24 protein-coding genes and 1 pseudogene are annotated in these 23,077 nt (G+C 56.8%); 23 read left to right on the top strand and 2 right to left on the bottom strand.

The features are described from left to right. Window positions 1–11 precede the first annotated feature (11 nt). The 12 genes from Q7U76_03200 to Q7U76_03145 all read left to right on the top strand — a co-directional run bounded on the left by Q7U76_03200 (window position 12) and on the right by Q7U76_03145 (window position 12,767). A complete protein-coding gene (locus Q7U76_03200; GenBank protein MDO8355380.1) occupies window positions 12–614 on the top strand; it encodes a 4Fe-4S dicluster domain-containing protein in 603 nt (200 codons plus the stop codon). A 231-nt stretch (window positions 615–845) separates the two neighbouring features. Continuing rightward, window positions 846–1,817, top strand: a complete 972-nt coding sequence (locus Q7U76_03195) for a molecular chaperone TorD family protein (GenBank protein MDO8355379.1) — start codon at window positions 846–848, stop codon at window positions 1,815–1,817. Window positions 1,818–1,914: 97 nt separating this feature from the next. Further along, window positions 1,915–2,868, top strand: coding sequence for an ethylbenzene dehydrogenase-related protein (locus Q7U76_03190; GenBank protein ID MDO8355378.1), 954 nt, complete (start codon window positions 1,915–1,917; stop codon window positions 2,866–2,868). A gap of 269 nt (window positions 2,869–3,137) precedes the next feature. Further along, the gene (locus tag Q7U76_03185) at window positions 3,138–4,922 is read left to right on the top strand and encodes a radical SAM protein (GenBank protein MDO8355377.1); all 1,785 of its coding nucleotides are present in this window, start codon (window positions 3,138–3,140) and stop codon (window positions 4,920–4,922) included. Between the two features lie 73 nt (window positions 4,923–4,995). Further along, complete coding sequence (locus Q7U76_03180) at window positions 4,996–6,117, top strand: hypothetical protein (GenBank protein MDO8355376.1); 1,122 nt, start codon at window positions 4,996–4,998, stop codon at window positions 6,115–6,117. A 26-nt stretch (window positions 6,118–6,143) separates the two neighbouring features. Further along, complete coding sequence (locus tag Q7U76_03175; GenBank protein ID MDO8355375.1) at window positions 6,144–6,953, top strand: tetratricopeptide repeat protein; 810 nt, start codon at window positions 6,144–6,146, stop codon at window positions 6,951–6,953. 28 nt (window positions 6,954–6,981) lie between these two features. Beyond that, the gene (tatA, locus tag Q7U76_03170; GenBank protein MDO8355374.1) at window positions 6,982–7,272 is read left to right on the top strand and encodes a twin-arginine translocase TatA/TatE family subunit; all 291 of its coding nucleotides are present in this window, start codon (window positions 6,982–6,984) and stop codon (window positions 7,270–7,272) included. 26 nt (window positions 7,273–7,298) lie between these two features. Further along, on the top strand, window positions 7,299–8,552 hold the full coding sequence (locus Q7U76_03165) for a hypothetical protein (GenBank protein ID MDO8355373.1): 1,254 nt from the start codon (window positions 7,299–7,301) through the stop codon (window positions 8,550–8,552). 93 nt (window positions 8,553–8,645) lie between these two features. After that, window positions 8,646–9,476: an ethylbenzene dehydrogenase-related protein gene (locus tag Q7U76_03160; protein ID MDO8355372.1), complete on the top strand. Its 831-nt coding sequence runs from the start codon at window positions 8,646–8,648 to the stop codon at window positions 9,474–9,476. Window positions 9,477–9,861: 385 nt separating this feature from the next. Continuing rightward, a complete protein-coding gene (locus tag Q7U76_03155) occupies window positions 9,862–10,203 on the top strand; it encodes a PDZ domain-containing protein (protein ID MDO8355371.1) in 342 nt (113 codons plus the stop codon). A gap of 2 nt (window positions 10,204–10,205) precedes the next feature. Beyond that, a complete protein-coding gene (locus Q7U76_03150; protein MDO8355370.1) occupies window positions 10,206–11,510 on the top strand; it encodes a multiheme c-type cytochrome in 1,305 nt (434 codons plus the stop codon). A gap of 18 nt (window positions 11,511–11,528) precedes the next feature. Beyond that, complete coding sequence (locus Q7U76_03145) at window positions 11,529–12,767, top strand: multiheme c-type cytochrome (GenBank protein MDO8355369.1); 1,239 nt, start codon at window positions 11,529–11,531, stop codon at window positions 12,765–12,767. A gap of 68 nt (window positions 12,768–12,835) precedes the next feature. On the opposite strand, the gene Q7U76_03140 is transcribed toward Q7U76_03145, so the two are convergent. Together Q7U76_03140 and Q7U76_03135 are read right to left on the bottom strand one after the other, a co-directional pair. Next, a complete protein-coding gene (locus Q7U76_03140) occupies window positions 12,836–13,090 on the bottom strand; it encodes a hypothetical protein (protein ID MDO8355368.1) in 255 nt (84 codons plus the stop codon). Window positions 13,091–13,653: 563 nt separating this feature from the next. Further along, window positions 13,654–14,835, bottom strand: coding sequence for a YncE family protein (locus Q7U76_03135; GenBank protein MDO8355367.1), 1,182 nt, complete (start codon window positions 14,833–14,835; stop codon window positions 13,654–13,656). A 210-nt stretch (window positions 14,836–15,045) separates the two neighbouring features. On the opposite strand from Q7U76_03135, the gene Q7U76_03130 reads away from it, so the two are divergent. From Q7U76_03130 to Q7U76_03080, 11 genes and pseudogenes are all read left to right on the top strand, one after another. After that, window positions 15,046–15,666, top strand: a complete 621-nt coding sequence (locus Q7U76_03130) for a CDP-alcohol phosphatidyltransferase family protein (protein ID MDO8355366.1) — start codon at window positions 15,046–15,048, stop codon at window positions 15,664–15,666. 310 nt (window positions 15,667–15,976) lie between these two features. Further along, complete coding sequence (locus Q7U76_03125; GenBank protein ID MDO8355365.1) at window positions 15,977–16,315, top strand: type II toxin-antitoxin system RelE/ParE family toxin; 339 nt, start codon at window positions 15,977–15,979, stop codon at window positions 16,313–16,315. 13 nt (window positions 16,316–16,328) lie between these two features. Next, the gene (locus tag Q7U76_03120; protein ID MDO8355364.1) at window positions 16,329–16,670 is read left to right on the top strand and encodes a helix-turn-helix transcriptional regulator; all 342 of its coding nucleotides are present in this window, start codon (window positions 16,329–16,331) and stop codon (window positions 16,668–16,670) included. A gap of 318 nt (window positions 16,671–16,988) precedes the next feature. Then, entirely contained in the window at window positions 16,989–17,582 is a 594-nt protein-coding gene (locus Q7U76_03115) for an OmpA family protein (protein ID MDO8355363.1), read from the top strand. 325 nt (window positions 17,583–17,907) lie between these two features. Further along, window positions 17,908–18,063, top strand: coding sequence for a helix-turn-helix domain-containing protein (locus Q7U76_03110; protein MDO8355362.1), 156 nt, complete (start codon window positions 17,908–17,910; stop codon window positions 18,061–18,063). 235 nt (window positions 18,064–18,298) lie between these two features. After that, window positions 18,299–18,586, top strand: a complete 288-nt coding sequence (locus Q7U76_03105) for a DUF4258 domain-containing protein (GenBank protein ID MDO8355361.1) — start codon at window positions 18,299–18,301, stop codon at window positions 18,584–18,586. Next, window positions 18,583–18,810 (top strand): type II toxin-antitoxin system MqsA family antitoxin, encoded by a 228-nt coding sequence (locus Q7U76_03100; protein ID MDO8355360.1) that lies wholly within the window; start codon window positions 18,583–18,585, stop codon window positions 18,808–18,810. The genes Q7U76_03105 and Q7U76_03100 overlap by 4 nt, the downstream gene beginning before the upstream one ends. Window positions 18,811–19,377: 567 nt before the next feature. Beyond that, complete coding sequence (locus Q7U76_03095) at window positions 19,378–19,614, top strand: DUF2281 domain-containing protein (protein MDO8355359.1); 237 nt, start codon at window positions 19,378–19,380, stop codon at window positions 19,612–19,614. After that, a complete protein-coding gene (locus Q7U76_03090; GenBank protein MDO8355358.1) occupies window positions 19,604–19,834 on the top strand; it encodes an addiction module protein in 231 nt (76 codons plus the stop codon). The genes Q7U76_03095 and Q7U76_03090 overlap by 11 nt, the downstream gene beginning before the upstream one ends. Before the next feature lie 89 nt (window positions 19,835–19,923). Beyond that, window positions 19,924–20,127, top strand: a pseudogene (locus Q7U76_03085) (type II toxin-antitoxin system RelE/ParE family toxin). A gap of 373 nt (window positions 20,128–20,500) precedes the next feature. Then, window positions 20,501–22,990: a lactate dehydrogenase gene (locus Q7U76_03080; protein MDO8355357.1), complete on the top strand. Its 2,490-nt coding sequence runs from the start codon at window positions 20,501–20,503 to the stop codon at window positions 22,988–22,990. The last annotated feature ends 87 nt before the right edge of the window (window positions 22,991–23,077 follow it).

The raw sequence follows: 23,077 nt of genomic DNA, 5'->3' as shown, positions 1-23,077 counted from the left end.
TGTGAACCGCTGTGGCTACCGATTCATCATACGGACGTCGCGACTTTCTCAAGGATTCCGTCGTGTCCGTCGCCAAGGCGGCACAGGAGTTTGCCAAGCATCAAGCGGCGGTGCCGGAGCAGCCAGCTCCACCACCGGTACGGACGGATTGGTTGCGCCCTCCCGGTGCCGTGGACGAGACATTGTTTCTAGAGCGATGCACGCAGTGCGGCGATTGCGCCAAGATCTGCCCGTACGGATCGATCACATTCCATCCGCAGAACGGGACGCCGGTGATTTTTGCGGATCAGGTGCCCTGCTATCTTTGCGAGGATGTGCCCTGCATTTCGGCCTGTGCGACTGACGCGCTGCTCCCGGTCGAAGGACGCGAGCAGATACGAATGGGCCGTGCTGTGGTATCGCATCGAGTCTGCACGGCGGGGCAGGGCTGTCATGCCTGTGCGTCGAAGTGTCCTACGGATGCCTTATCAATGGATTTTGACATGCAGCGGCTTGTGGTGACGGCTGAGCGGTGCGTCGGATGTGGATTGTGTGAGCAAGTCTGTCGAACGGTGAATGATCATGTGGCCATTCGAATCACGCCGTATAGATTGTTGGCGCAGGCGAGTTCGTAGTCCACAGAAATGTGTCTGAATGCAAGCAGGAAAATTGAAGCAAAAATGAATGTATTACGCGGGAGAATAATTTGAGAAATCATCGGCTTAGATTATCCCTTGCACAGGGTGAGATCGCGCTTGACAACCCCTGGGCCTTTACCTATCATACGCGAGCCTGTGCCAAAGGTTTGACCTCAAGTGCCCGGAAAATTGATGTGGGCAACAGGGTCAACCGAGGAGCTGATTCTCATGACGAGTAAACAGCCGGTGCAAATGAATTCTCCAGTCGCAGCCGCGGTCATTCCGACTACGCCGGCCATTAAAGACTCGCCTGCGGTCGAACGCGCCCTCAATCGCAGCAAACTCTATCTGCTCGTGTCCTGGAGTTTGCTCTACCCCGAAGACGATGAGTTTCTTGATTACGTACAATGTGGTGAGTTTGTCGAGGATGGTCGCGCGGCGATCGATGCCTTAGACGCAGCGCTCGACGGTATTGGCGGGGAGCGAGCCAAGCAAAAGCTGGTGCTGTTGCGCAAGCAGTTCGATCAGATCGGGAAAGTTGTCGCGTCAGAATGTGCGAACTGGCAACTCATCGATCTGCAGGCCGAGCATCGTCGAGTCTTCAGTAATGTCATCACCCTTGATTGTCCTCCCTACGAAACGCTCTTCGGAAACGACCACGTGTTTGCGCAATCTCAGGTTATGGGGGATATCGCAGGATTCTATCGTGCGTTCGGGGTGGAGCTGTCCAAAGATATTCATGAGCGACTTGATCATTTGAGCGTCGAGTTTGAGTTCATGCATTTTCTCGCCTACAAAGAATCCTACTCCCGCTGCCACGATGGAGCAGACAAGACGCAGATCGTTCTGGATGCGCAGAAAAAATTCGTCAAGAATCATATCGGCCGGTGGGTCCCGCTGTTTTGCCTGATGTTGGGGAAGAAGGCGGATTCAGGTTTGTATAAACACGTAGCAGACTTAATGGCGGAGTGGATGGATTTTGAAGCAGCGTTCCTGGGGGTCATTCCGCAGCCCTATTCGGAAACCGATTATCGTCCGGCAACGTTTAATGCGCCGGAAGGCCAGACGTACGAGTGCGGCGCGCAAGATCAGGGAAACGAGCTGAGCCTGTTGCTGAACGAAGTGGGCGCCGAGTCGTTCTTGGATAAAAAGGATCAGGGCAAAGACAAGGAGGAGGGGGGGCCAAGTGGAACCGCCTAACCATTGTCTGTATTTATGAGGGTCTCTATTTTTTGTTTGTCGGCAGTTATCTTGGGCCACCGTTCTTAATCTTTTAATCGAGAGGAGGAGTAGTCCTATGAGAGTAGTGCAGACACACAGTAAGCGTGTGGTGTTTGGCATTCTTCTCTCTGCGTTGATCGTCGGCGTGATGCTGACGATCGGGCAGGTGCCGTTGGCTGTCAGCCAACCGGTCACGATTCCGGCGAAGGCCATCAAGGGAGCGATTCCCATGGATGGCGCCAACCCGGTTTGGGAGAGTGTGCCAGGCGTGATCGTTCCGTTGAGCGGACAGCTGATCACCACACCGATGCACCCGAACATTTCGGTGAAGTCGGTGTTTGTGAAGGCCATGACCAACGGTAAAGAAGTCGGTATGCGTTTGGAGTGGAATGACCAGACCAAGAACGATACGACGATTGGTCCCCAGGACTTTCGGGACCAGGTGGCGCTTATGTTCCCGGTCAACACGGCTGGAGCACCACCGTTCCAATGTATGGGCCAGTCGGGCGGCACCACCAACATCTGGCGGTGGAACGCAGAATGGCAGAAGGATCTCGGTAAGGATAGCGCGGGTATGTGGGACGTGGACGATCAATACCCGGGCATTTTCTGGGACTACTATTTTGAAGAGCCGGCTGGCGGCGTGACCTATCCTGACCGGATCGGTCGCAGCCTCGGGCCCTTCAATCCTGGTATCTGGTCGGGCAACATCATGTCCGATCCGACGTTGCGCGTGAGCTCGGTCGAGGATCTGAACGCCAATGGCTTCAGCACCCTGACCACACAAGCGCATCAGGATGTCATCGGCAACGGCGTGTGGGAGCCATCAGGTTCCGTCAAGGGCGGTGGATACTCTGGTCCAACCTGGCGCGTAGTGGTGAAGCGCTCGTTGGAAACCGGTGACGCCAACGATACCCAGTTCAAGGCGGGAATGTCTGTGCCCATCGCCTTCGCGGTGTGGGACGGCAACAACGTCGAGCGTAACGGCATGAAGGCGCTCTCCACCTGGTTTACCCTGAAGCTTCAGTAGGGAAACCGGTCTCTGGAGAGACCATCTCTTACCGCTAGGGTAGGAGTCAGAGCCAACAAGAAAGCCCCAGTCCGGCGTGAAGCTGGACTGGGGTTTCTCTTTTTTACTGGCAGGCTGGACAGAGCCAGCGGCAAGTCGTTGCGACCGCTCTCTATGCGATGAGCAGGACCTCCGAGGGTTGCATTTGGCCGATACCGGAGTGTATAAAACATTGTCCGATTTTATTGAGAAAACGTCTTATTTTTCACTCAAGTTGGTGGTGATTTAGCATGAAGGTTTCACTGCTCTTTCCTCCAACGTGGCATCCCTCACAGCCCTATCTCAGCCTTCCTTCATTGACGGGATTTCTCGTTCAGGGTGGCGTCTCGAACGTCTCTCAACGCGATCTTGGGATTGAACTCTTAGACGGAGTGGTGACGCACGCCTACGGAGTGGAGCTGTATCAAGAGTTGCTCGATAAACGGCGAGCGCTTGAACAGAATCGAACCGGTGAAACTGGACCGGGAAGTGCCGAGCATTTGGCGAGAGTCGTGGAGTCGCTGGACCGCTTCCCCTATCTCATTGATCGGATTGAACCGGCCAAAGAGACCCTTCGCGGGGAAGGTTTTTACGATATTGAATCCTACAAAGAGAGCCTCTTTCTGATCGACAAATGGCTGGAAGTAATTTCCACGGTCTACTTCCCGACCAGGCTGACAGTCGTGGATAATCAGTTCGGTAACTGTTCCATCTATTCGTCCAAAGACCTGATGAAGATCATCAGGGATGAGACGCAGAATCCCTATATCAAGCTGTTCCGTGAACGATTCCTTCAGTCGATTATCCGTGATCAGCCTGACTTAATCGGTGTCTCGATTACGGCGACCTCGCAGATTATTCCTGGTCTGACACTTTGTCGTTTGATCAAGGAGGCGGCTCCCAATATCCATCTGACCATTGGCGGCAGCATCTTCACCAGATTGGTCGATAACTTACGGCGCTGTCCGAGCCTCTTCGATCTGACCGACGATATTATCGTATTCGAGGGCGAAACGGCGTTGCTTGAACTCGTCAATCAGTTGGACGGGAAGAAAGATTTCAGCAAGGTTCCCAACCTGATTTATCGGCAGAACGGGAAGATCACAGTCAACCAGCCGTTCTACTCGGAAAATATCAACCAGTTGCCGGCGCCGAATTATGACGGCTTTCCTCTGGGACTGTACCTGTCGCCGGAGCCGGTGTTGCCGGTCCAGTTTTCACGGGGCTGCTACTATAAGGATTGTGCGTTCTGCGCCCTCACGCTGGATCACCAGAACTTCCGGCAGAAGGAACCGGGACGAACCGTTGAGGAATTGGAATGGCTGAAGCAGCGCTATGGTGCGCAACGGTTCTTCTTTACCGACGAGTGTTTCGCCCTCTCGCCGACCAAACGCCTGTGCCAGCAGATCATCGACAAGAAGCTGGACATTAAATGGACCTGTGAGATGCGTTTCGAAAAGCATCTCACATGTGAGCTCCTGGCGTCGATGCGGGACGCAGGCTGTTTAAAGATCGTTTTCGGATTGGAGTCTTTCAACCAGCGGGTGATGGATTTCATGAAGAAAGGGATCAAACAGGAATGGGTGCGGCGCATCGCCGACGATTGTGTCGACTTGGGGATCGCAGTGCATTGTTACATCATCGTGGGGTTCCCGACCGAGAAGGAAGAGGAAGCCCGTGAGACGATGAATTTCATCGTCGAGAACAAACGGCTCAACGAATCGTACGGATTCTCCTGCCAGCCCTGCCTCTTCGATTTGGAAAAAGAGGCCCCGATCATGAGCGATCCGGGCAGTTATGGAATCCGGCGCATCATGCGTCCGTCGGCAGAAGACCTCAGTCTTGGATTTTTCTATGAAGTGTCGGAAGGCATGACGCCGGATGAGTCGGAACGGCTCTACCAGCATGTCTACGAAAAGGTCAGCGAAGTGGTCTGTGAGTTGCCCTTCAACTACTCGATGGCCGATGGATTGCTGTATATCGCCAGGGCCAAGGCCCAGGAAGTGTGCGTGCCACAGCCGACAGGGTCGGAGTAACCGTGTTCTGTGCGGCGTTGACCCTGGCTTTTCTCGATCGGTATAATTTGTCCTTTCCTCAAGGGTGTACAGCGTGACGGCTACAAATTCTACCATCGATCGAATAACCGGGAAGATCGGCGATCAATCCCTGTTATTCCAGTACACGATCAAGCTTGTCCTGATTGTGTCCTTCTCGGAATTGATCCTCTATCGGCTTGTGTCCCGGTTGGGGATGCATCTCAGCAAGTTGGCGCAGACACATGAGTGGATTATTCCGACCTTCACGGCATTGACGGAGGTCGGGCAGTGGTTGCTCAATGTTGTGGCCATTCTGCTGTTTCTCGCCTTGGCGGTAGGGGTGATCAATCGAATGGCCGGCCGCGGGTTTGTCGGATCGAATAGGATCGTCATTCCCTGCGTGGTACTGCTGCTGCTTCTCACGGTGGGCTTCTTGTTGGTGCCTCCCGCCTTCCTGGGATCGGCCATCTATAATTCCGTCGCCTTGATCGCCTTGATCTGCCTTATGGTGGAATACCTCTCCACCCACACCGAATGGTCGCATCGCGCGATGGGCGTGACCTATCTGTTAGGAATCGGGGGCTGGCTGTATTACCAGATCGTGTCCACGACCTATAGTTTCATCGGGACCGTCGCGGCTCCGCCGTTCGTGTACGAGGCCCATCGCGCAGGCGAGGCCTTGATGGTCCTCTCCAGTATCCTTGTGTTTTGGGCCTATGGGCGGGGCGTCTCCTTTCGGACGCGCAATCAACGGCAACGCCGCCGCGCGATCTGGTTTTGGGCGACGGCCGTGTCCATTTTCACCCTCATGCTGTTCTTGGATTATCTGCTCAATCGATATGACCCGGCGATGGCCGGCAACATTCGGAAGGCGGCAGACGGCATCGGGTGGATTTTCCAGTTCGGCATGGGCTACACGTTTTTCCTCCCCTTTGCGCTCTATATGACCGGCTTGCTCTGCTGGTCCTATACGGTCATCAAGTTGCTGACCATGGGGCGACTCGCCGGCTACGGGATCGGGCTGATGTTTATTGCCGGGTATGCGCTCCTCTATTCGAATTTGACGCTCATGGTGGTGCTCGGTGTGATGCTGTTGACGATGGACCGGTATCGGCGTGACGCAACGGATTCGGCGCCGGCGACGAACGCTCCCATGATCAGCACGCCGGACTCATTGGCAGGCGGACATATCTAACGAACCTTTTTACTATAGGGAATCGTATGAACGAACCAACCTCTTCTGTTTCTGAGCCAAGTCAAGCCGTTGTCGATCCGGGCGATCAGCCATTGAATCCCGACGAAGAAATTCTCGAGATCGAAAAGCTCTTGGCAACCGAGCCGGACGATTTTCAGGCCCGCTGCCGATTGGGCGAGCTCTATTTCAGCAAAGGCCGGATGGACGATGCGCTCGTCGAGGTCAAGAAATCGATTGAGATGGCGGAGGGTCTCCGCGCCGAAATGAATCGATCGCTCGCGATGTACTATTCGAATTTGGGCACGATCTACGCGACGAAGGCCATGACGGACGAAGCCGAAGTCGAATTCAAACATGCGCTCGACGTGTTCCCTCACGATGTGCTGGCGCTCTTCAATCTCGGGCGGGTCTATGCGGACAAAAAGAAGTTCATGGAAGCCAAGGATTTCTACGAGCGTCTGGTCGAAATCACGCCGGACGATCCCATGGCTTGGTACAATCTTGCCGGAGTCTATGTCGAACTCGATAATCCCCAGGTGTCGGATTACAACACCATCGACATGGCTATCCAATGTTATATCCGTACGCTCGAACTGGACCCGAAGCACCTGGAGGGCAGTTTCAAGCTGATGGAGCTGGCGATGAATCACAAGAAGACCGATCTCGCCATCAAGGTGATGGAAGATGCCGTCGAGCAGAATCCAGAGGAGCCGCTGGCCTACTACAACTTGATCAGCGTCTACGACAAGGCCAAGATGTTCGAGCAGGCCGAACAGGCGCGGAATCGGTTGAAGGAGCGGTTTTCCAAGCGGGCCAAAGAGACCAGCGCATCCTGATTTACCCATTCGTACGGAGGAACACACCATGTTTGGGAGTCTTGGTTTTACAGAGTTGATCCTGATCCTCTTCATCGTGCTGATCATCTTCGGCGCGGGCAAATTGCCGCAGCTGGGAGAAGGGATCGGCAAGGCAATCAAGGGTTTCAAGAAGTCCGTGCATGAGGCGGACCTCATCGAAGCCGAAGCGCAAGCGGCACAAGCCGCGCAGCAGCAGACGGCTGCGGCTCCGCAGCCAGCGATTTCCGCGCCTCCGGTGCAAGCCGCAGCGCCAGTGGTACAGCAAGCCGAAACGGTTCAATCAGTTTCACGCGGCTAATCAGCCGGGATTAAGGTCACAGGTCTATGGAAACCGAACTGCAGCTCGCGACCGGTTATATCGAAACCTTCGCAGGCAACGGCAAGGCCCGAAGCACCGGCGATGGGAAGCGGGCGGTCAAATCGGGGATTCCATTGCCTCACCACGCGGCATTGGACAAGGACGAGACTTGGTTCTATTTTGCCGAGTCCGGATCCGATCGCATCAGACGGGTCAGTCTCAAGGAAGGCACGCTGCATAATTTTGCCGGGATCGGCGAAACCTGCTACAGCGGCGACGAAGGTCTCTGCGGGGAAGCCGGGCTCTACTTGCCGCTCGACGTCGCATTCGATTCCCACAACGACCTCTATATTTGCGACTCCGGCAGCAACCGTATTCGCAAAGTCGACCGCGAGACCGGCATCATCACCACGATCATCGGCACCGGGCAGCATGGGTTCAACGGAGATGGTCCGGCCCTTGAGACCAATCTCACCTGGCCCGCCGCCATCGCCTTCGATCCCGACGATGTGATGTATATCGCCGATACCCAGGCGCACCGCATCCGCCGCTATGATTCCAAGACCGGCATGGTCACGACCGTCGCCGGGGCCTGGACAGCCGAGGACGAAGCACGCGAGCAGCCGCTCGTGGCGCGGAATCTTGTTGTGCTGTCCGGCGATGCGATCGGCATCGATTTCAGCGACGACCATGGCTGGCTCATGCCGGTCTGTTCGGACGGACTGGACATGTCCATGTACCTCGACGACGGCAAGCCCGCGCTCGAGGCCCGCATCTACGACGTCGTTGGGCTGACGGTGAACGGGAAAGGCGATATCATTTTCGTCGACAAGGGCAGCAACCGCGTCCGCAGCATCGATCACAAGACCGGGATTATCTCGACCGTGGCCGGTGTCTGCCGGTATGGCTACGACGGTGACGACAAGCCGGCCGTCAGAGCGATGCTCCATGCGCCGGAAGCTGTGGTGGTGGACCATCAAGACAATCTCTACATCTCCGATACGATGAATCATCGCGTGCGGAAGGTCGACGTTGCGACCGGCGTGATTACCACGGTTGCGGGCAACGGAGACAGCGGCTACGAAGACAAGAATATGGGTGGCTGCGGCGCGGCGCGTTTCGTGGCGAAAGAATCGTCCGGGACCGTGAAACATGGAGACGGGCTCCTCGGAATCGAGGCCGTCGTTAACTCTCCCGTCGGACTGTCGCTGGACTCCCAGGGCTATCTCTACATTTGCGAACGGGGCGAAAATAAAATTCGCCGCGTGAAACTCTGGTAGAAATCACGAGGCCGCCGGTTTGGCCTCGCCTGGGGGTTGTGGTATTCTGAACCCGTAAGAATGTGGCTCGCGCCAGTCACCCGAGGACCTTGCATGGTGCGTACGACGACGAAGATGGCTTCCCGCCCGTTACTGCTGCTGTTCCTCTTCATCCTGGTGACCGCTGGCCTCTTAGTGGGCTTCGACGTGCCCCTCGTCAGTTCCGAGGGCATGATGATTCGTGCGCGCCTCGTTGAGGGGGAGCTGCCGACGGGCCCCGAGGATACGGCATGGGCCAAGGTCGCGCCGATGACTCTTCCCTTGAGCGGTCAGGTCATTACCAGGCCGGTCTGGCCTGAACCGACCGCACGGGCCCTCACGGTGCGATCGCTCCACAACGGCACCGAAATCGCCTTTCTGCTGGAATGGCAGGACAACACAAAAAATGACCGCTTGACGCCGGGGACCTTTCGCGACGGTGTCGCGATCGGGCTGCCCCTCGGCGATGCGCCCGCATTTTTCTGCATGGGCCAACTCGATCACTACATCAACATCTGGCATTGGAAGGCCGATTGGCAGAGCGATATCGATCGCCGGGCTGCCAAGACGTCTGAAAAATCCAAAGACGGCGTGCGGACCTTTGAAGTCATTCCGCGCAGGGTCTCTTCGGTCGAGGACCTCATCGGCGGAGGCTTTAGCACGCTGACGACCAAAGAAAAGCAGGGGCGGGTTCAAGGGAAGGCTGCCTGGAAAGATGGGGTCTGGCACGTGGTCATGCGCAGGCCTTTGGTGAGTGAAGAGCAAGAGAACGAAGCCAAGCTGATTCCTGGACGAGTGCAAACCGTGTCGTTTGCTGTATGGAACGGGGAGAACAAAGAGCGGAACGGGCAAAAGGCCGTCGCGCCGTGGTTTCAGTTGGTGATCGACCCTATTGTGAAGCTCTAGCAGGCTGCTGAAAAGGGAGACGGGGTAGCTGAGACGATCCCCGTGCTCGCGCAACGCGCGGCTTGAGAAAGCCCTCGTTGGACGCGCGCAGTAGGGATCATCCCAGCCACCCCTTAGTGAAGGATAGTTCGCCTGCGGCCTCGCTGACGAACTGTTTGAGCAGCCTGCGGGATTGGTCTTCTGCAGCCTGCCAGGTGTTTTGTTAAGATAACGCTACCTGTGCGGATGAAAGGCGCGAACGTTGGAGGTTGCTCGAATCGGTGCCGTCACTGCTCACACAAAGGCCCTTCGGAGCGGAAGGGCCTTTTTTTTGTGTGTCGGCCTGTGCCTGGCAATCCTTAGCGGCGTTGGGCAGCCATCGGTACATGCGGCGGAGCCGGAGCCGATGACCGTGGATGAAGCGGCGAAATTAGGTGAAGAATTCGGCGTGATCGTTGGCGACGTGGACGAAGACATCAAAAAAGAATTGAAACTCGAACGGGCGCAGGGCGTCGCGGTGTTTGAAGTGATCGGGAACTCGCGCGCCGACTATGCCGGCATCAAGGTCCGGTCCGTCATCAAAGAGATCGACAAGACCGAGATCAGAAACATGCTCGATTTCGGGAAAGCGATCAAGCGCGGGATGAAGGAATGCAACTTCACCGTCGGCACCTATGAGCCGGCCGATCCAGGCGATCCGGTCGGGTGGGGTGTGAATTTTCATTTCGTCGGATGCAAACGGGATTGAGCATGGGACGACGCAAGTACGCACAACGAATCGCCTTCGGACTATTCCTCCTGATCATCGTGGGTCTCATCGCGCTGTCGCATGGCCGTGCTATGGCGCAGAAGGCAGAGGCTCCGGCTCACGCCGACTGGGTGGCGGAGATTGAAAAGATTTTCATTCGATCGGAAGACTGCAAGCAATGCCACGATCGGCATTATGAAGAATGGAAAGGCGTGCGCGAACAGACGCCGGATCTGAAGACATTCGGCCGGGTCGATGCCGCGCTGTTACATGGCACGTCGCTGGAGTCGCCGGTGTTCCGCACGGTGTTGGGTGTCTGGCTGCAGACCAATCCAACGGCCGACGAGCGCCGCCGCTGTCTCGCCTGCCATGCGCCGTCGACGACGGTGTTCCCGCAACATGTCGAGAAGATTGTGGCGCAAGTGTTGTCCGGCAAGCCGCAAGTGGAAGGGATCGGCTGCGCCTCCTGCCACCTGATCAAGAGCGTGGAGCACACACCGAACTCCCCGCCGTCGTTCAAGATCGAGCCGGGCAAGATGATCTACGGCCCCTATCCCAATCCGGAGGAAAACCTCGTCCATCCGGCGACGCAATCCGACCTGTTCCGTGGTGCGAACTACTGCGCCTCCTGCCATTTCGACAAGGTCAAGGATGAGACGCAGAAGGACCTGGCCGGAGAGATCTTGCAGGGCACGGTGTGCCAGGACTGTCACATGGAGCCCTCGACCGGCAGCTCTACCTCGCGGCGCGGCTCCATGACTCGCGCCATCGGTCGGCACTGGTTCCGTGGTGTGGTTGTCCCAGGCACCCTCCTCAGAAATCGCAATCTACAGGCCGAATGGATGCCTCGCGTGGATCTTGAGGCCACCAAGTCGGCCTCCGCCGTGGAGGGTACGGCGCTGGTGAAGATCGGCAGCCTCCCGCATAGCTTCCCAGACGGCGACCCGGTGCTCAAGCAGTTCTATCTGGTCCTGACCGCCAAGGATGCGCAGGGCAAGGTACTGCAAGAAGAGACGAAGCAATTCGGCTTGCCTTACGACAAAATTCTTCGTGGCCAGATTCCCGATCCCTTCATCAAGGGGGGCCATACGAGAAAAGTCCCCTTCTCCCTGGCGATTCCCACCGGCACGACCGCCGCATCGATTGAAGCGGTGCTGAACTATGCGTTGATCCCGACGCCAGAGCCGAGCCTGAAAGAAAAGTATCTGGCTACCTTGGCGACCGACAAAGAGCGGGAGAGTGCGAAGAAGATTTTTGAAGAATATACGCAGCCCCGTCTTTTAACGTACCGGGCGAAAAATCTCTGAGTCGTCCAATCGAGGGGCATGATGATGGTGCGACAGTCGATCGGTGCGAAGCTAGGAATCGGCATAGTGCTCGTAGCGGCCTTCGTGCTTTCGCATGGGCTCGACCAAGGCCTCTATGCGCAGGATGCCTCCAAGCCCACCCTTGAGAAGGCCTTTCCCAGCTCCAGCAAGTGTAAGCGTTGCCACGAGCGTGTGTTTGAAGAATGGGAAACCTCGCCGCTATCGAAGTCCATTCATTCGCCGGCATTTCGCGCCTCGCTCGACGCCTTTCTCCAGTCTCCAGCCGGCAAGGACAAAGGGCTCTGTTTCCGCTGTCATGCGCCACACGTGCGCGAATTTCCCGAGCAGGCACAACTCTTCGTCGATCAAGCCAAGTCCGGCGACCCCTCGTTGGACGGCGTGGCTTGCGCACAATGTCACTTGATCAAGCAGGTCGATCGGACCAAACAACCGCCGGAGCCCAAGTACGAACTCGGCAGCAAAACGCTCTATGGGCCCTATAAGGACTTCGTCCAGAACCTCGCGCACCAGTCGATGGAGCTCGGGCTCTTTCAGAAATCAGATCTCTGTCTCAATTGCCATCAGTCGGTCCCCTCGGCGGCCAACTTAGGGAAGAGCAACGATCTGCTCGGAAGCTGGGATCAAAGCAAGGCCGTGAAGTCCGGCAAAGAATGCCAGACCTGTCACATGCCGGAGCAGGTCGGCGAGTCGGCGAACGGGGAGAAGAAGCGCAAAACGGCGAACCATACCTTCCCCGGACGCATCGGCAAGCTCCGCCAGGAAGCAGCCAAGCTGGACGTGCAGACCAAGATTGAAGGCGACAAGACCATTGTCACGGTGAAGGTGCAGAGTCTCGTGCCGCACAGTCTGCCGACCACCCATCCGGCCTGGGCGACGGTGGTGCTGGATCTGGATATCAAAGGGAAGAATCTCAAGACCGTCTATACCGACAAGCGGGTCTATGGGCGAGTCTATCAGGATGCCAAGGGTCAGAAGACGAGCTTCGATTTCGAGGCGGTCAAAGTCCTGGAAGATACCGTCTTGAAGCCGGAAGAACTGCGCGTCGAGATCTTTACCTTCCCCACGCCGAAAGACACCAAGACGTTCGATGTTGAAGTAATCCTCAACTACGCGCCGATCACAGGCCCTGCCCCATTCCTGCTGCGAGTCGAAGCCGAATCCTCAAAAGGCTCGCAAGACCCCGTCTTTCAGGCGATCGAGATCGTCAAGTTCGCAGAGAATATCTCAATTAAATAGGCGAGAGGCTTGGGGCAAGAGGCCGAAGGTCGGAGGCCTGTGCTTCCCTCTCGCCTCTGGCCAGCGGGTCACTCGAAAATAACTTGTGACCCCGGCGACTTCATCTTAAAGATCTGCACGGCGTTATACATGCCCTTGGCCGGGTGGTTGAGGATAAGGCGGGAATTGGTGATGTGGGTATCGAGCAACTCGTATTGTCCACCGCTGAAATAGATGTCGCAGTCATCGATCGCGCAGTTCTTGTAGACATGGTTGTCGAGCGACAGCTTCGCCTTGCTGAACGTCTGCCCGTCGATCAAGATATAACTCGGTTCCATTCCCATACGGCCCTCCACCTGCGCGGACTATAACAAGTCTCTTTTTGAACCGCAAACAGAGGGAGACGGGATGGTGGCTGATGAACTTCTGTGCTCGCGCAACGCGCGGTCGCGGACGACCCTCGTTGGACGCGCGCAGTGGAAGTTCAATCAGCCCCCATCCCTAAAGCGAGGTACTGGAGTTTGATGACTTGAAATCGCAAGTTGCGATATCAAGTTCGAAGTGGGGTGGGAGAAGGCATGCGCCCTATGCCTTTTCCGAGCAGGGAGTGGCAATGTTGTCCAGCGTGTTGCGAAGCAAGAGGGCGATCCAAGTGAACATTGCCATCATGCGAGCGTGTGTTCAGCTTCGAGAAATGATCGGTTCGAACAAAGCCCTTGCCCGACGCCTTACCGATCTGGGAAAGAAGTACGATGGCCAGTTTCGGATTGTTTTCGAAGCCATTCGTGAACTCATGGCGGAGCCGGACCCAAATCCCGCCGCATCGGCTTCAAGACCTGAGAGGGCGGGCTCCCAGCCCGGCCCCCCGTAGGTTTTCTCAGTCGCCCTCAGTCCCGTTGTCCCGTCCTCATCGGCTCACACGCAAGGTGCTGTGCTGAAGCTGAAAATGATTCGGCAGCAGCATGATGCAGTTCGGGTTGAAGCCTTGCGCTTTCAACGTGTCGATGCTCCCCAGCACTTTCCCACCCTTCGACAAGTCGATCACCGTGACGGACCCGTCGCTGATGCCTTCCAGATTGAGCAGGCTATTTTGGACGAACAGGTAGCGTTCATCGGGCGACAGGACCGCATGATGGGCGCCCGGAGCGGCGGGAATGGCCTGGAGGAACTTCGGCTGCCGTGGATCGGTATTGTCATACAGATTGACAAACCCCGGCTTGGCCGTGGTGACGTACAAGCGGTCCCCCTTTTTGTTGTAGAGCATTTCCAATGGCATCCCTTGTTGCCGTGGTCCGAAATCATCGACCTGATAGAAGGAAAACGACTGGGCTTTCGGATCCCAGATTCCGGCCCACAGCGTCCCTTCCATCATAGTGGTGATGTGCACCACGGGGGGATTCGCATGGGGGCTGAACATGATTTCGACGGGAGCGGATTTGGCAGGAGAAGGTTTCATCGAGATTTTGTGCGTCGAGAGCACGTTCCCGGTACTGGCTTCCAGCACCGTGACCGACTCACCCACGTCGGACATATCCGGCTTGACGGAGCTGGTGACGAGAACCCGATCGATGCCGTTGTGAATCGCAATCCCGTGCGGATACAGGATAAAGGCGGCTGCCGGTTCAGCCGCACTCACCGTTTTGATGGGCACATCTCTCACCGCATCACCCATGATCACGTTGCTGGAGCCCATACAGGTGAGATACCAGGTTCGGTTATCCTCCGAGACGACGAGATCCTCGCCGACCTGGCAGTCCGGCACGGCAATCGCGCGCAGGCGATAGGGGAAGCGGGTGAGATCGACGACGTGCAGCAGGGGTTTGCCCAGCGCCGTAATGTAGGCCTTCGTCCGATCACGGTTGAAAAAGATGTGGTGCGCTACGAGATCGGAGGGAAGGGGAACCTCCATCAAGATCTTCCCGAAGTCCGCAGACTCGGGATCGATGTCCATGATCGCGATCGCTTCGCGTCTCACCGGCTGGCCCGGCTTACTCTCATAGTTGAGGAGGGCAAGAATTTCCGCCGACGCCAGAGACGTGGTGGAGAGAAGCAGCACACAGGTCAAGGAGAGGAGCCGCAACGGTGTCATGGGAGCCTCCTTTCTGATTGCCAATGTACGAAAAAAATACTCCTTTCCCAGCGGCTACGCAACGGGCTGACATCCAATCGCACATTCGTCTCGCGCGGCGCCCCACCAACCAGACCAACCATCTCCGCCCTCACATTTCACGGCAGACCACGCACCGAGACGCGCCGTCTGGACATTCGTAGGGATCCAGCGTAGATTTCCGCCGTGGCAATGGCTCCTTCCAAACATTTCTCGATGATCCGCGAGTTTCACTTAGCCGACTTTCTCACCCTGGCTAACGCCGCTTGTGGACTCGCCGCGGTGTTCTTCAGCATGCGCTACATGGGCAGCCAGGCCCTGACCGACTTCTTCGCCGCCGTGGCCATGGCGCCGGCAGCCCTCCTCTTCGACTGGCTCGATGGCCGGGTCGCCCGCTGGCGGCACATGCATTCGGCGCTGGGACGCGAGTTGGACTCACTAGCGGACATCATCTCGTTCGGGGTCGCGCCGGCGGCCATCGGATTCGCCGCGGGCCTGCGGGGAGGGTGGGACTGGGTCATGCTCACCTATTTCGTCTGCTGCGGGGTCAGCCGCCTGGCCCGGTACAACGTCACCGCCGAGCGCCTCTCCGAGGGAGCGGACAAGGTCGCCTACTTCGAAGGCACTCCCATTCCCACCACGGTACTATTGATCGGCGTCCTCGTCTGGGCCGCCTGGCAGGACCGGTTGGGCGCACACCTCTATTGGGGATCCTGGACCTTCGGGCCCTGCGACCTCCACCCCCTATCCCTCCTGTTTGTCCTCTCCGGGACCTTGATGATCAGTAAAACGCTGCGTATTCCAAAAGTATAGGGGGAGTGATGCCTTCGGGCTTCGCTCCCGCACCTCCCGGAGCGATCCGCTCGGGCATCGCCGGGTGGAAGCCTTCTGGAATTCCCTCCGTCACGGTGGTGCCCACCGTGAAGCGTCGGTCAGTTCCAGCTTTTCCTCCCGTCTCAACCCAGCGGATACCTCGCTCCTCCGGTCACGTCCGCGAAAGCCAAAGGCCTCCCTGTAGAGGGTGATTCGTCGGAGGAAAAAGGAGAGAGGCGGGGATTGGGGGATTGACGGTATGTCCGATATGACATATGATCTTGTGTAGTCAACGGATCCTTGTGTGACGATGGGCGAGATAGACAAACCACTTGTCTGGCTTCGTGGCGGGGTCAAGACACCGCCGTTCTCTCAGGCTGCGCGCCTCGAAGCGGGATATGCGCTCAGGTTGTTGCAGCAGGGCGAATCGCTTGGACTGCCGCACTCACGGCCCATGCCAGCCATTGGGCCTCGATGCCATGAGTTGCGGATCAATGATGAGTCCTGCACGTTTCGCATCATATACCGGGCAGATACTGACGCAGTGGTCATTCTCGACGTGTTGAAGAAGAAGACTCAACAGACGCCTCAATCGATTATTCAGACCTGCAGACGCCGACTCCGAGAGTATGACCAACTGAATGCTTAAGAGGAGCATGACCATGAAGAAAACGAAACGCGCAAAACTGGAAGCTGCCGGATGGGTGGTCGGGTCCGTGAAGGAGTTTCTCGGGCTGTCAGAAGCGGAGGCGGTGCTCATCGAAGTGAAGCTGGCGCTCAGTCGGAGTCTTCGGGAGCGACGGAATAAACAGGGCCTCTCGCAAGTCCAGCTCGCTGAGCGCCTCCAATCCAGTCAATCCCGAGTGGCGAAAATGGAAGCCGGCGATCCGTCAGTGTCGATGGATCTCTTGGTCAGTGCCCTCTTACTCCTTGGGGCCAGTTCCACCGATCTTGCCAACGCCATTAAGGGCGGAGAAAAGAAAGCAGGCCCTCGCGCCGCATAGAGGAGTCGCCGCTAGCGGTTCGACCTCTTAGGTTTGTTTGGTCTTTTGGGTTCTTCTGGTTGATTTCTCGATCCGGCCAACCAGACAAACGAGACAGGCTAGATAGACCAGATAAACCGTCTTCGCCCCCCCACGTCTCGCCATTCCAGCCATTCCCCCTCGTCGCGCGCTTCTCGTTCGATAGCACGACAGCATAGCCCTCCTCACCCTTGCGTATTGCCCTGGTCCGGTCACCCAGTTACACTACCTGCCAGGAGAAGCAAAATTCCGACGAGCAGAAGAGCGGAACCTTATTGTGTATTCACCAAGGAGGTTCGCATGAATCGTGATGTTCGGATGATCAGCCTACTGGCCATCAGTTGTCTGGTGCTGTGGAGCGCGGGCTGCTCAAGCAAAGCTGGCCGATCGGACGGGAGCACCGCCTATCCCGCACCGATCGACAGTATGCCCAGCACGTCCATGACCGATCTTCCCGGCACAGAACGGCCCGGCCCTGGCATGGCCATCACCAAGGTGGACCCGGCTACCGCGAAACGGCAGATGGACCAAATGCGAGCAGAACAAACCGCGACGGCGACAGCCGGCCTGCGTGATGTCTTTTTTGGCTACGATAGCTGGAACATCGATGATGAGGGGCGACAGGCGCTCAGCCGGGATGCCGAGTGGCTGCGCACGCATCCGGCCGTCCAGCTGAAAGTGGAAGGGCACTGCGATGACCGGGGCAGCACCACCTATAATTTCGTGCTGGCGGAGAAGCGGGCCAAGTCAGTCCGCAATTATTTGATGGAACTCGGGATTAAGCCTGAGCGCTTCATCGTCGTGTCCTACGGCAAAGAACGCCCGTTTTGTCGAGACCGCTCCGAGACCTGTTATCAGCAGAACCGGCGAGGCCATCTTGTCGTCAGGCCATGACAGCGGCGATTGATGGCTAATTCAACGAGAGAGAAGAACCGAATGGGTCTAGGCTAGGGGGCGGCGAGTTGTTCCGCCGCTATCGGCCATACGCCTCAGCCAGGCGCACCAGTCCCGCGCATCTCGCAGGCTCTATAGACCAGATAGACCATCCCCGCGCCTCGCTCAGCACCCAGGACTCAGCACCGAGCCTCCAGCATTGCGCGCACAGCTTGTCCGGACGTGGGGCAATCGGTCACCTTCATGAACAAAGATGTTTGGACTGGTGTGTGGTTGACTCATAACTTGACTCATACTTGACCTATTAGTTACGCAGTGACTGCGGCTGCTCAAGGACCGCCGGTCGATGACGCCCAAAGAGATTCGCGAGAGCCTGCGGGTCTCTAAACAGGGAGCTATGGATCTGTTGAATCCGCTCCTGGAAGCAGGGCTGGTCCAGCGAAGCGGCACTCAGAAATCAGGCCAGTACAAACTCACCTGATTCAGCCCTGCCTCGCCGGCGATCCGTCAGTGTCGATGGACCTCTTGGTCAGTGCCCTTTTGCTCCTTGGGGCCAGTTTCATCGATCTTGCCAACGCCATTCGAGGAAGGACCGCCCCGCAGCCTAGGGTACACCAGTCCGCGCATCGTCGTCGGTCGGATGACTTTCGAGTGAGACTGCGCTAGACTTCCTTTCAACGACGCTGGGTAAGAAGTGGGGTGGGGATCACGACAGAATGAGCCAATTTCTCCTGGTCTTTCGGGTTCATGCTATCCAGCGGATGTTCCAACGGAGAGTCAGCAAAGAGGACGTCAGGCTGGTCGTCGCAACGGGGGAGACCATCGAAACCTATCCGACGGATAAGCCCTTTCCAAGTCGGCTGATACTGGGGTGGAGTGGCTTGCGTCCCCTCCATGTGGTGGCAGCCGATAATGGGTCGGCCCAGGAAACGATCATCGTGACCGTCTATCAGCCGGATATCGAAGAGTGGGAGTCGGGATTCAAGAGGAGGAAGCGTCGATGATGTGCGTCATTTGCAAAACCGGGGAAACTCACCAGGGCACAGCGACGGTCACGCTCGAGCGCGAGGGCGCAACGGTCGTCATCAAAGGAGTTCCGGCGCGGGTCTGTACGAATTGCGGAGAAGAGTACGTGGAAGAAAGCGTCACCGCTCACCTGCTTAAGACTGCCGAAGAAGCCGTCCGCGCGGGAGTCCAAGTCGACGTCAGGACCTATGCGGCCGCCTAGCAGGCTGTCCGGTCTTTCTTGTTCCTCTGGTCTATCTGGTTCTTCTGGTTGAATTTCCGATCCGGCCAACCAGCACGGCTCTTCCCATGCCGCGCTTCGCGCTCAGCACGCAGCACTTCCGGACACCCCTTGCGTTTCACCTTTCACGCCTCACGTCTCGTCTTTCCCGCTAGTCGTGCCCGTCCCGCAGGCGCGATAGACCAGACCGACCATCCCCCTGTCCGACCAACCAGATAGACCAGACAAACCAGATGAACCCGCCCTCGTCCCGCCCTCCTTGCTCAGCACTTCGCGAGTACAGCTTGTCAGGATGTGGGCAAATCGGTATCCTTCAAAGGCGAGTGGCTGTTGAGGGGAGTGTGGAATGGGTATCGCAGATGTACTCATACTCAAACGGCCAGAGAGCCTCATATCCCTCACGAATCTCGGCTTAGGATCGTCCGTCGAGTATGCGCCGTTTGCGCGAGAGCGTGAGCGAGGCAACGGGCATCGGTTGTTTCCGAAGGGCCCTCGGACCATAATAAAAAGATGAGCATGGCCTTGGCGGCCAAAGAGAGGATGGGCGATATGTCGACAGCCGAACGAATCTTCAAGGAAGCGCAAAAGCTCCCGGACACACTCGCGCAGGAAGTGTTGGATTTCATCGAATACATTGAAATCAAACATGGACTGAGAGATCGTCTCACTGAAGAACTAAAGCAGGCGCAGGAACCGGTCATGCGCCACGTATGGGACAACGAGGACGACGAGGTCTGGAATGCCGTGCCGATGTCTGGCCTGAAGGAGGGCAGCCATGAAAGCTGACGCGAAGAAGATCCTGGACGAGGCCATGCTGTTGGAGCCCGCAACCCGAGCGTTTATCGCCGCGGCGCTCCTGGAAGGACTCGACTTTGAGCAAGACTTCGACGTCTCCCAATCATGGCGGGCAGAGATTCAGCGCCGCTGCGATGACATCGATCGTGGAAATGCCACACTGATTGATTCCGATACTGTCATGGCCGAGCTACGGAAGAAACAGGCCTGATGCACATCCGGTGGCATCCGGAAGCTCGATTGGAGGCAGCCGACGCGGCAAGATTTTAGAGGGAAAGACAGCCAGGTCTTGAGCAGCGGTTCCTCGACATTCTCGACGATGCCCTCCACAGAATTCGTCGTCGCCCCCAGCTATATCCGAAGGTTGTGGACGAGGTTCGTAAGTGCAAGCTCCCCCGCTTCCCCTATGGGATTATCTATCGGACCAAGTTAGACGCGATTGAGATCCTCGCGATCATGCACTTGCGGCGAGAGCCAGGATACTGGAAGTCGCGATCACGATAAGCCTACGCCTGGGCTCCCTGTTCGTCTGGTCTATCCGGTCTCTGGTGAGGCTTCCCGATCCGGCCAACCAGATAGACCAGCCCCCCGTCGCGCATTTCGCGCCTTTCCCGCTCATCTCGCCTTCTTCACTCAGCACTTCCGATGAGGCATCCCTTTGGGGGGCGTGATTTATTGAGGAGGAAAGCGTATCCTTCGGCGGCGATTTCGTGAGTTGGAGAGATGTTCCTGACACCTATTCTGTTCCCGTATTTGTTATTCTAATCACCTCACTGGGAGAATCTCAGCCTAGCCCTAGTTGTCCCATCAATAATTGTCCGTTGATCCGTGAACGGAAAGCAGGCATTTCTTATCGTGCGTAACGGGATGGGGAAGAATGAACGCTGTTGAGATTGAAGAAGCAATTTCGGCCCTGGCCGAGCAGACATTCGACCCCCAGGAGTTCCCGTTCGCCTTCCTGCAAGCCTTCGGCAACAAGGAAACGACCCTCAAGCGCCTCCGTAAGGGCGAGTCCAATAAATCTGACCTTGGCGGAGTCCTTCAGAGCAACAATATCCATATTGCTGTCGCTCCGCCGGGCGAGATCACAAAGACCTTAGCCGCGTTGAAGGAAAGTACGGCGACCGCGCGCGCCAAGGCTAAATTCGTGTTGGCAACGGATGGGGAGACCTTCGAGGCCGAAGACCTGTCGAGCGGCGAGACAGTCGCCTGCGCCTACCGCGACTTCCCTGATCATTTTGGCTTCTTTCTCCCGCTGGCCGGTATCACAACCGTCCAGCAGGTGCGTGAAAGCTCGTTCGACATCCGCGCGACCAGCCGCATGAACCGGCTCTATGTCGAGCTGCTAAAGGATAACCCGGAATGGGGCACGGAAAAGCGTCGGCCGGATATGAACCACTTCATGGCGCGGCTGATCTTCTGTTTCTTCGCCGAGGACACGGACATCTTCGCCGGCGGCCGCCTGTTTACATCGACCATCGAACACATGAGCGCTCGGGACTCGTCTAACACGCATGAGGTGATCCAGACGATCTTCCTGGCTCTGAACCTCAAACAGGAGGACCGCAAGGGTTCTTCCGTCCCACGGTGGGCCGATGACTTTCCTTACGTGAATGGCGGCTTGTTCTCGGGCAGTTTGAACGTGCCGCGATTCAGCAAGATTGCGCGTTCCTACCTCCTGCACATCGGCAATCTCGACTGGACAAGGATCAACCCGGACATCTTCGGCTCGATGATTCAGGCCGTCGCCGAGGACAAGGAACGCGGCGCGCTCGGAATGCATTACACCAGTGTCCCGAACATCCTGAAGGTGCTCAATCCGCTTTTCTTGAACGACCTCCGGGCGCGGCTCGAAGAAGCCGGGGACAATCCGCGCACGTTGCTCAACCTTCGCAAGCGCATGTCGCGGATCAGGGTCTTCGACCCGGCTTGCGGCAGCGGCAACTTCCTCGTCATCGCCTACAAGGAAATGCGGGCGATTGAGGCCGAGATTAACAAGCGTCGCGGCGAGGGCGACAGCCGCTCCGAAATCCCGCTTACAAACTTCCGTGGAATCGAGTTGCGTGACTTTCCCGCCGAAATCGCGCGTCTCGCCCTCATCATTGCCGAGTATCAATGCGACGTACTCTATCGTGGTAAAAAGCTCGCTCTCGCTGAGTTTCTGCCGCTGGAAAAAGAAAACTGGATTACGTGCGGCAACGCTTTGCGATTGAATTGGCTGAGCATCTGCCCGCCCACAGGCACGGGAGTGAAGCTACTCGGTGACGACTTATTCAGCACACCACTCGATCAAGCACAGATCGATTTCGAGAACGAAGGCGGAGAGACGTACATATGCGGCAACCCTCCTTTCACGGGAACACGAAAGCAAACTGTCGCACAAAAGAATGATCTAAAGGATGTGTTTTCCGGCCTGACTAAGCAGTGGAAAAACGTAGATTACGTTGGAGCATGGTTCCTTAAGGCTGCTCAATACAACTCTCATAGCGATGCACCGTTTGCATTCGTGGCAACGAATAGCATGTGCCAGGGACAGCAGGTTCCCATCACGTGGGCCCTGCTCCTGTCGATGGGATTTGGGATCAGATTCGCGGTCACTCCATTTAAGTGGAGCAATCTTGCCAACAACAAAGCTGGTGTCACGGTAGTTATCGTGGGCGTTGATGGTCGCAAGAGTGGAACACGCATTATTTATTACGATGACGCAAAGGCAGTCGTGGAACACATTAATCCATACCTCACCGCACATCGGGTGGACATCATCAAGGCACTTAGGAGTCCTGCATTCTCTCAGGTTGCCCTAGAGTATGGTGTCTATTACTCGAAATCGGCTGGCTTGCTGGTCTCAGCCATCGAGGCAAGAGATCTCCGATCAGCCAGCGTTCCGGACAAGTATCTACGAGAGTTCATTGGCTCTCATGAATTCATCAACGGAGAAGTTCGTTATTGCCTTTGGATATCTGATGATAATTTGACGGACGCAATTTCGTATCCACAGATTTCCTCAAGAATTAAAGCCGTCGAGCGTGATCGCCTCGCAACGGAAGATAAGGCTGTTCAGAAACTTGCGGCGAGGCCTCATCAATTTCGTGAGTTCAAGGGCGACGAGGCTCGGAAAATCTTTGTGCCAATAGTTAGCTCCGAGAGCCGCGAGTATTTTCCCGCTGGGCTTGTGGGTGACAGTGTAGTTCCAACCAACAAAGCGTTCTATGTTCCTACTGATGAGCTTTGGCCGCTAGCTATCATTCTGTCCAAACTCCACTTAGTTTGGATAGGAACTATTTGTGGTCGGTTGGAGATGCGGTATTCGTATCGCAGATTCAACTCCCCAGTGCATAACATTCAGCCGCGTCTGACCAGAGCCTGAAAGACCTCGTTGGGCGTTTTAAATCCGAGTGATTTTCTAGGTCTACGGTTGAGCAGGCGTTCGACCCTCGCCACCGTCGCCGGGTGG

This window comes from Nitrospirota bacterium, assembly GCA_030645475.1.
Lineage (GTDB): Bacteria > Nitrospirota > Nitrospiria > Nitrospirales > Nitrospiraceae > Palsa-1315.
Note: the sequence above shows the minus strand (reverse complement) of the source record. Positions and strands in the feature narration are given on the sequence as shown.

What these genes read in the sequence shown, in the direction of transcription:
- Q7U76_03160 (MDO8355372.1), top strand. Translation starts at nt 8,646, where the DNA reads ATGGTGCGTACGACGACGAAGATGGCTTCCCGCCCGTTACTGCTGCTG.
- Q7U76_03135 (MDO8355367.1), bottom strand. Translation starts at nt 14,835, where the DNA reads ATGACACCGTTGCGGCTCCTCTCCTTGACCTGTGTGCTGCTTCTCTCC.
- Q7U76_03100 (MDO8355360.1), top strand. Translation starts at nt 18,583, where the DNA reads ATGATGTGCGTCATTTGCAAAACCGGGGAAACTCACCAGGGCACAGCG.
- Q7U76_03190 (MDO8355378.1), top strand. Translation starts at nt 1,915, where the DNA reads ATGAGAGTAGTGCAGACACACAGTAAGCGTGTGGTGTTTGGCATTCTT.
- Q7U76_03175 (MDO8355375.1), top strand. Translation starts at nt 6,144, where the DNA reads ATGAACGAACCAACCTCTTCTGTTTCTGAGCCAAGTCAAGCCGTTGTC.
- Q7U76_03115 (MDO8355363.1), top strand. Translation starts at nt 16,989, where the DNA reads ATGAATCGTGATGTTCGGATGATCAGCCTACTGGCCATCAGTTGTCTG.
- Q7U76_03090 (MDO8355358.1), top strand. Translation starts at nt 19,604, where the DNA reads ATGAAAGCTGACGCGAAGAAGATCCTGGACGAGGCCATGCTGTTGGAG.
- Q7U76_03095 (MDO8355359.1), top strand. Translation starts at nt 19,378, where the DNA reads ATGTCGACAGCCGAACGAATCTTCAAGGAAGCGCAAAAGCTCCCGGAC.
- tatA (MDO8355374.1), top strand. Translation starts at nt 6,982, where the DNA reads ATGTTTGGGAGTCTTGGTTTTACAGAGTTGATCCTGATCCTCTTCATC.
- Q7U76_03165 (MDO8355373.1), top strand. Translation starts at nt 7,299, where the DNA reads ATGGAAACCGAACTGCAGCTCGCGACCGGTTATATCGAAACCTTCGCA.
- Q7U76_03145 (MDO8355369.1), top strand. Translation starts at nt 11,529, where the DNA reads ATGATGATGGTGCGACAGTCGATCGGTGCGAAGCTAGGAATCGGCATA.
- Q7U76_03155 (MDO8355371.1), top strand. Translation starts at nt 9,862, where the DNA reads ATGACCGTGGATGAAGCGGCGAAATTAGGTGAAGAATTCGGCGTGATC.
- Q7U76_03130 (MDO8355366.1), top strand. Translation starts at nt 15,046, where the DNA reads ATGGCTCCTTCCAAACATTTCTCGATGATCCGCGAGTTTCACTTAGCC.
- Q7U76_03185 (MDO8355377.1), top strand. Translation starts at nt 3,138, where the DNA reads ATGAAGGTTTCACTGCTCTTTCCTCCAACGTGGCATCCCTCACAGCCC.
- Q7U76_03125 (MDO8355365.1), top strand. Translation starts at nt 15,977, where the DNA reads ATGGGCGAGATAGACAAACCACTTGTCTGGCTTCGTGGCGGGGTCAAG.
- Q7U76_03195 (MDO8355379.1), top strand. Translation starts at nt 846, where the DNA reads ATGACGAGTAAACAGCCGGTGCAAATGAATTCTCCAGTCGCAGCCGCG.
- Q7U76_03080 (MDO8355357.1), top strand. Translation starts at nt 20,501, where the DNA reads ATGAACGCTGTTGAGATTGAAGAAGCAATTTCGGCCCTGGCCGAGCAG.
- Q7U76_03140 (MDO8355368.1), bottom strand. Translation starts at nt 13,090, where the DNA reads ATGGGAATGGAACCGAGTTATATCTTGATCGACGGGCAGACGTTCAGC.
- Q7U76_03150 (MDO8355370.1), top strand. Translation starts at nt 10,206, where the DNA reads ATGGGACGACGCAAGTACGCACAACGAATCGCCTTCGGACTATTCCTC.
- Q7U76_03120 (MDO8355364.1), top strand. Translation starts at nt 16,329, where the DNA reads ATGAAGAAAACGAAACGCGCAAAACTGGAAGCTGCCGGATGGGTGGTC.
- Q7U76_03105 (MDO8355361.1), top strand. Translation starts at nt 18,299, where the DNA reads ATGAGCCAATTTCTCCTGGTCTTTCGGGTTCATGCTATCCAGCGGATG.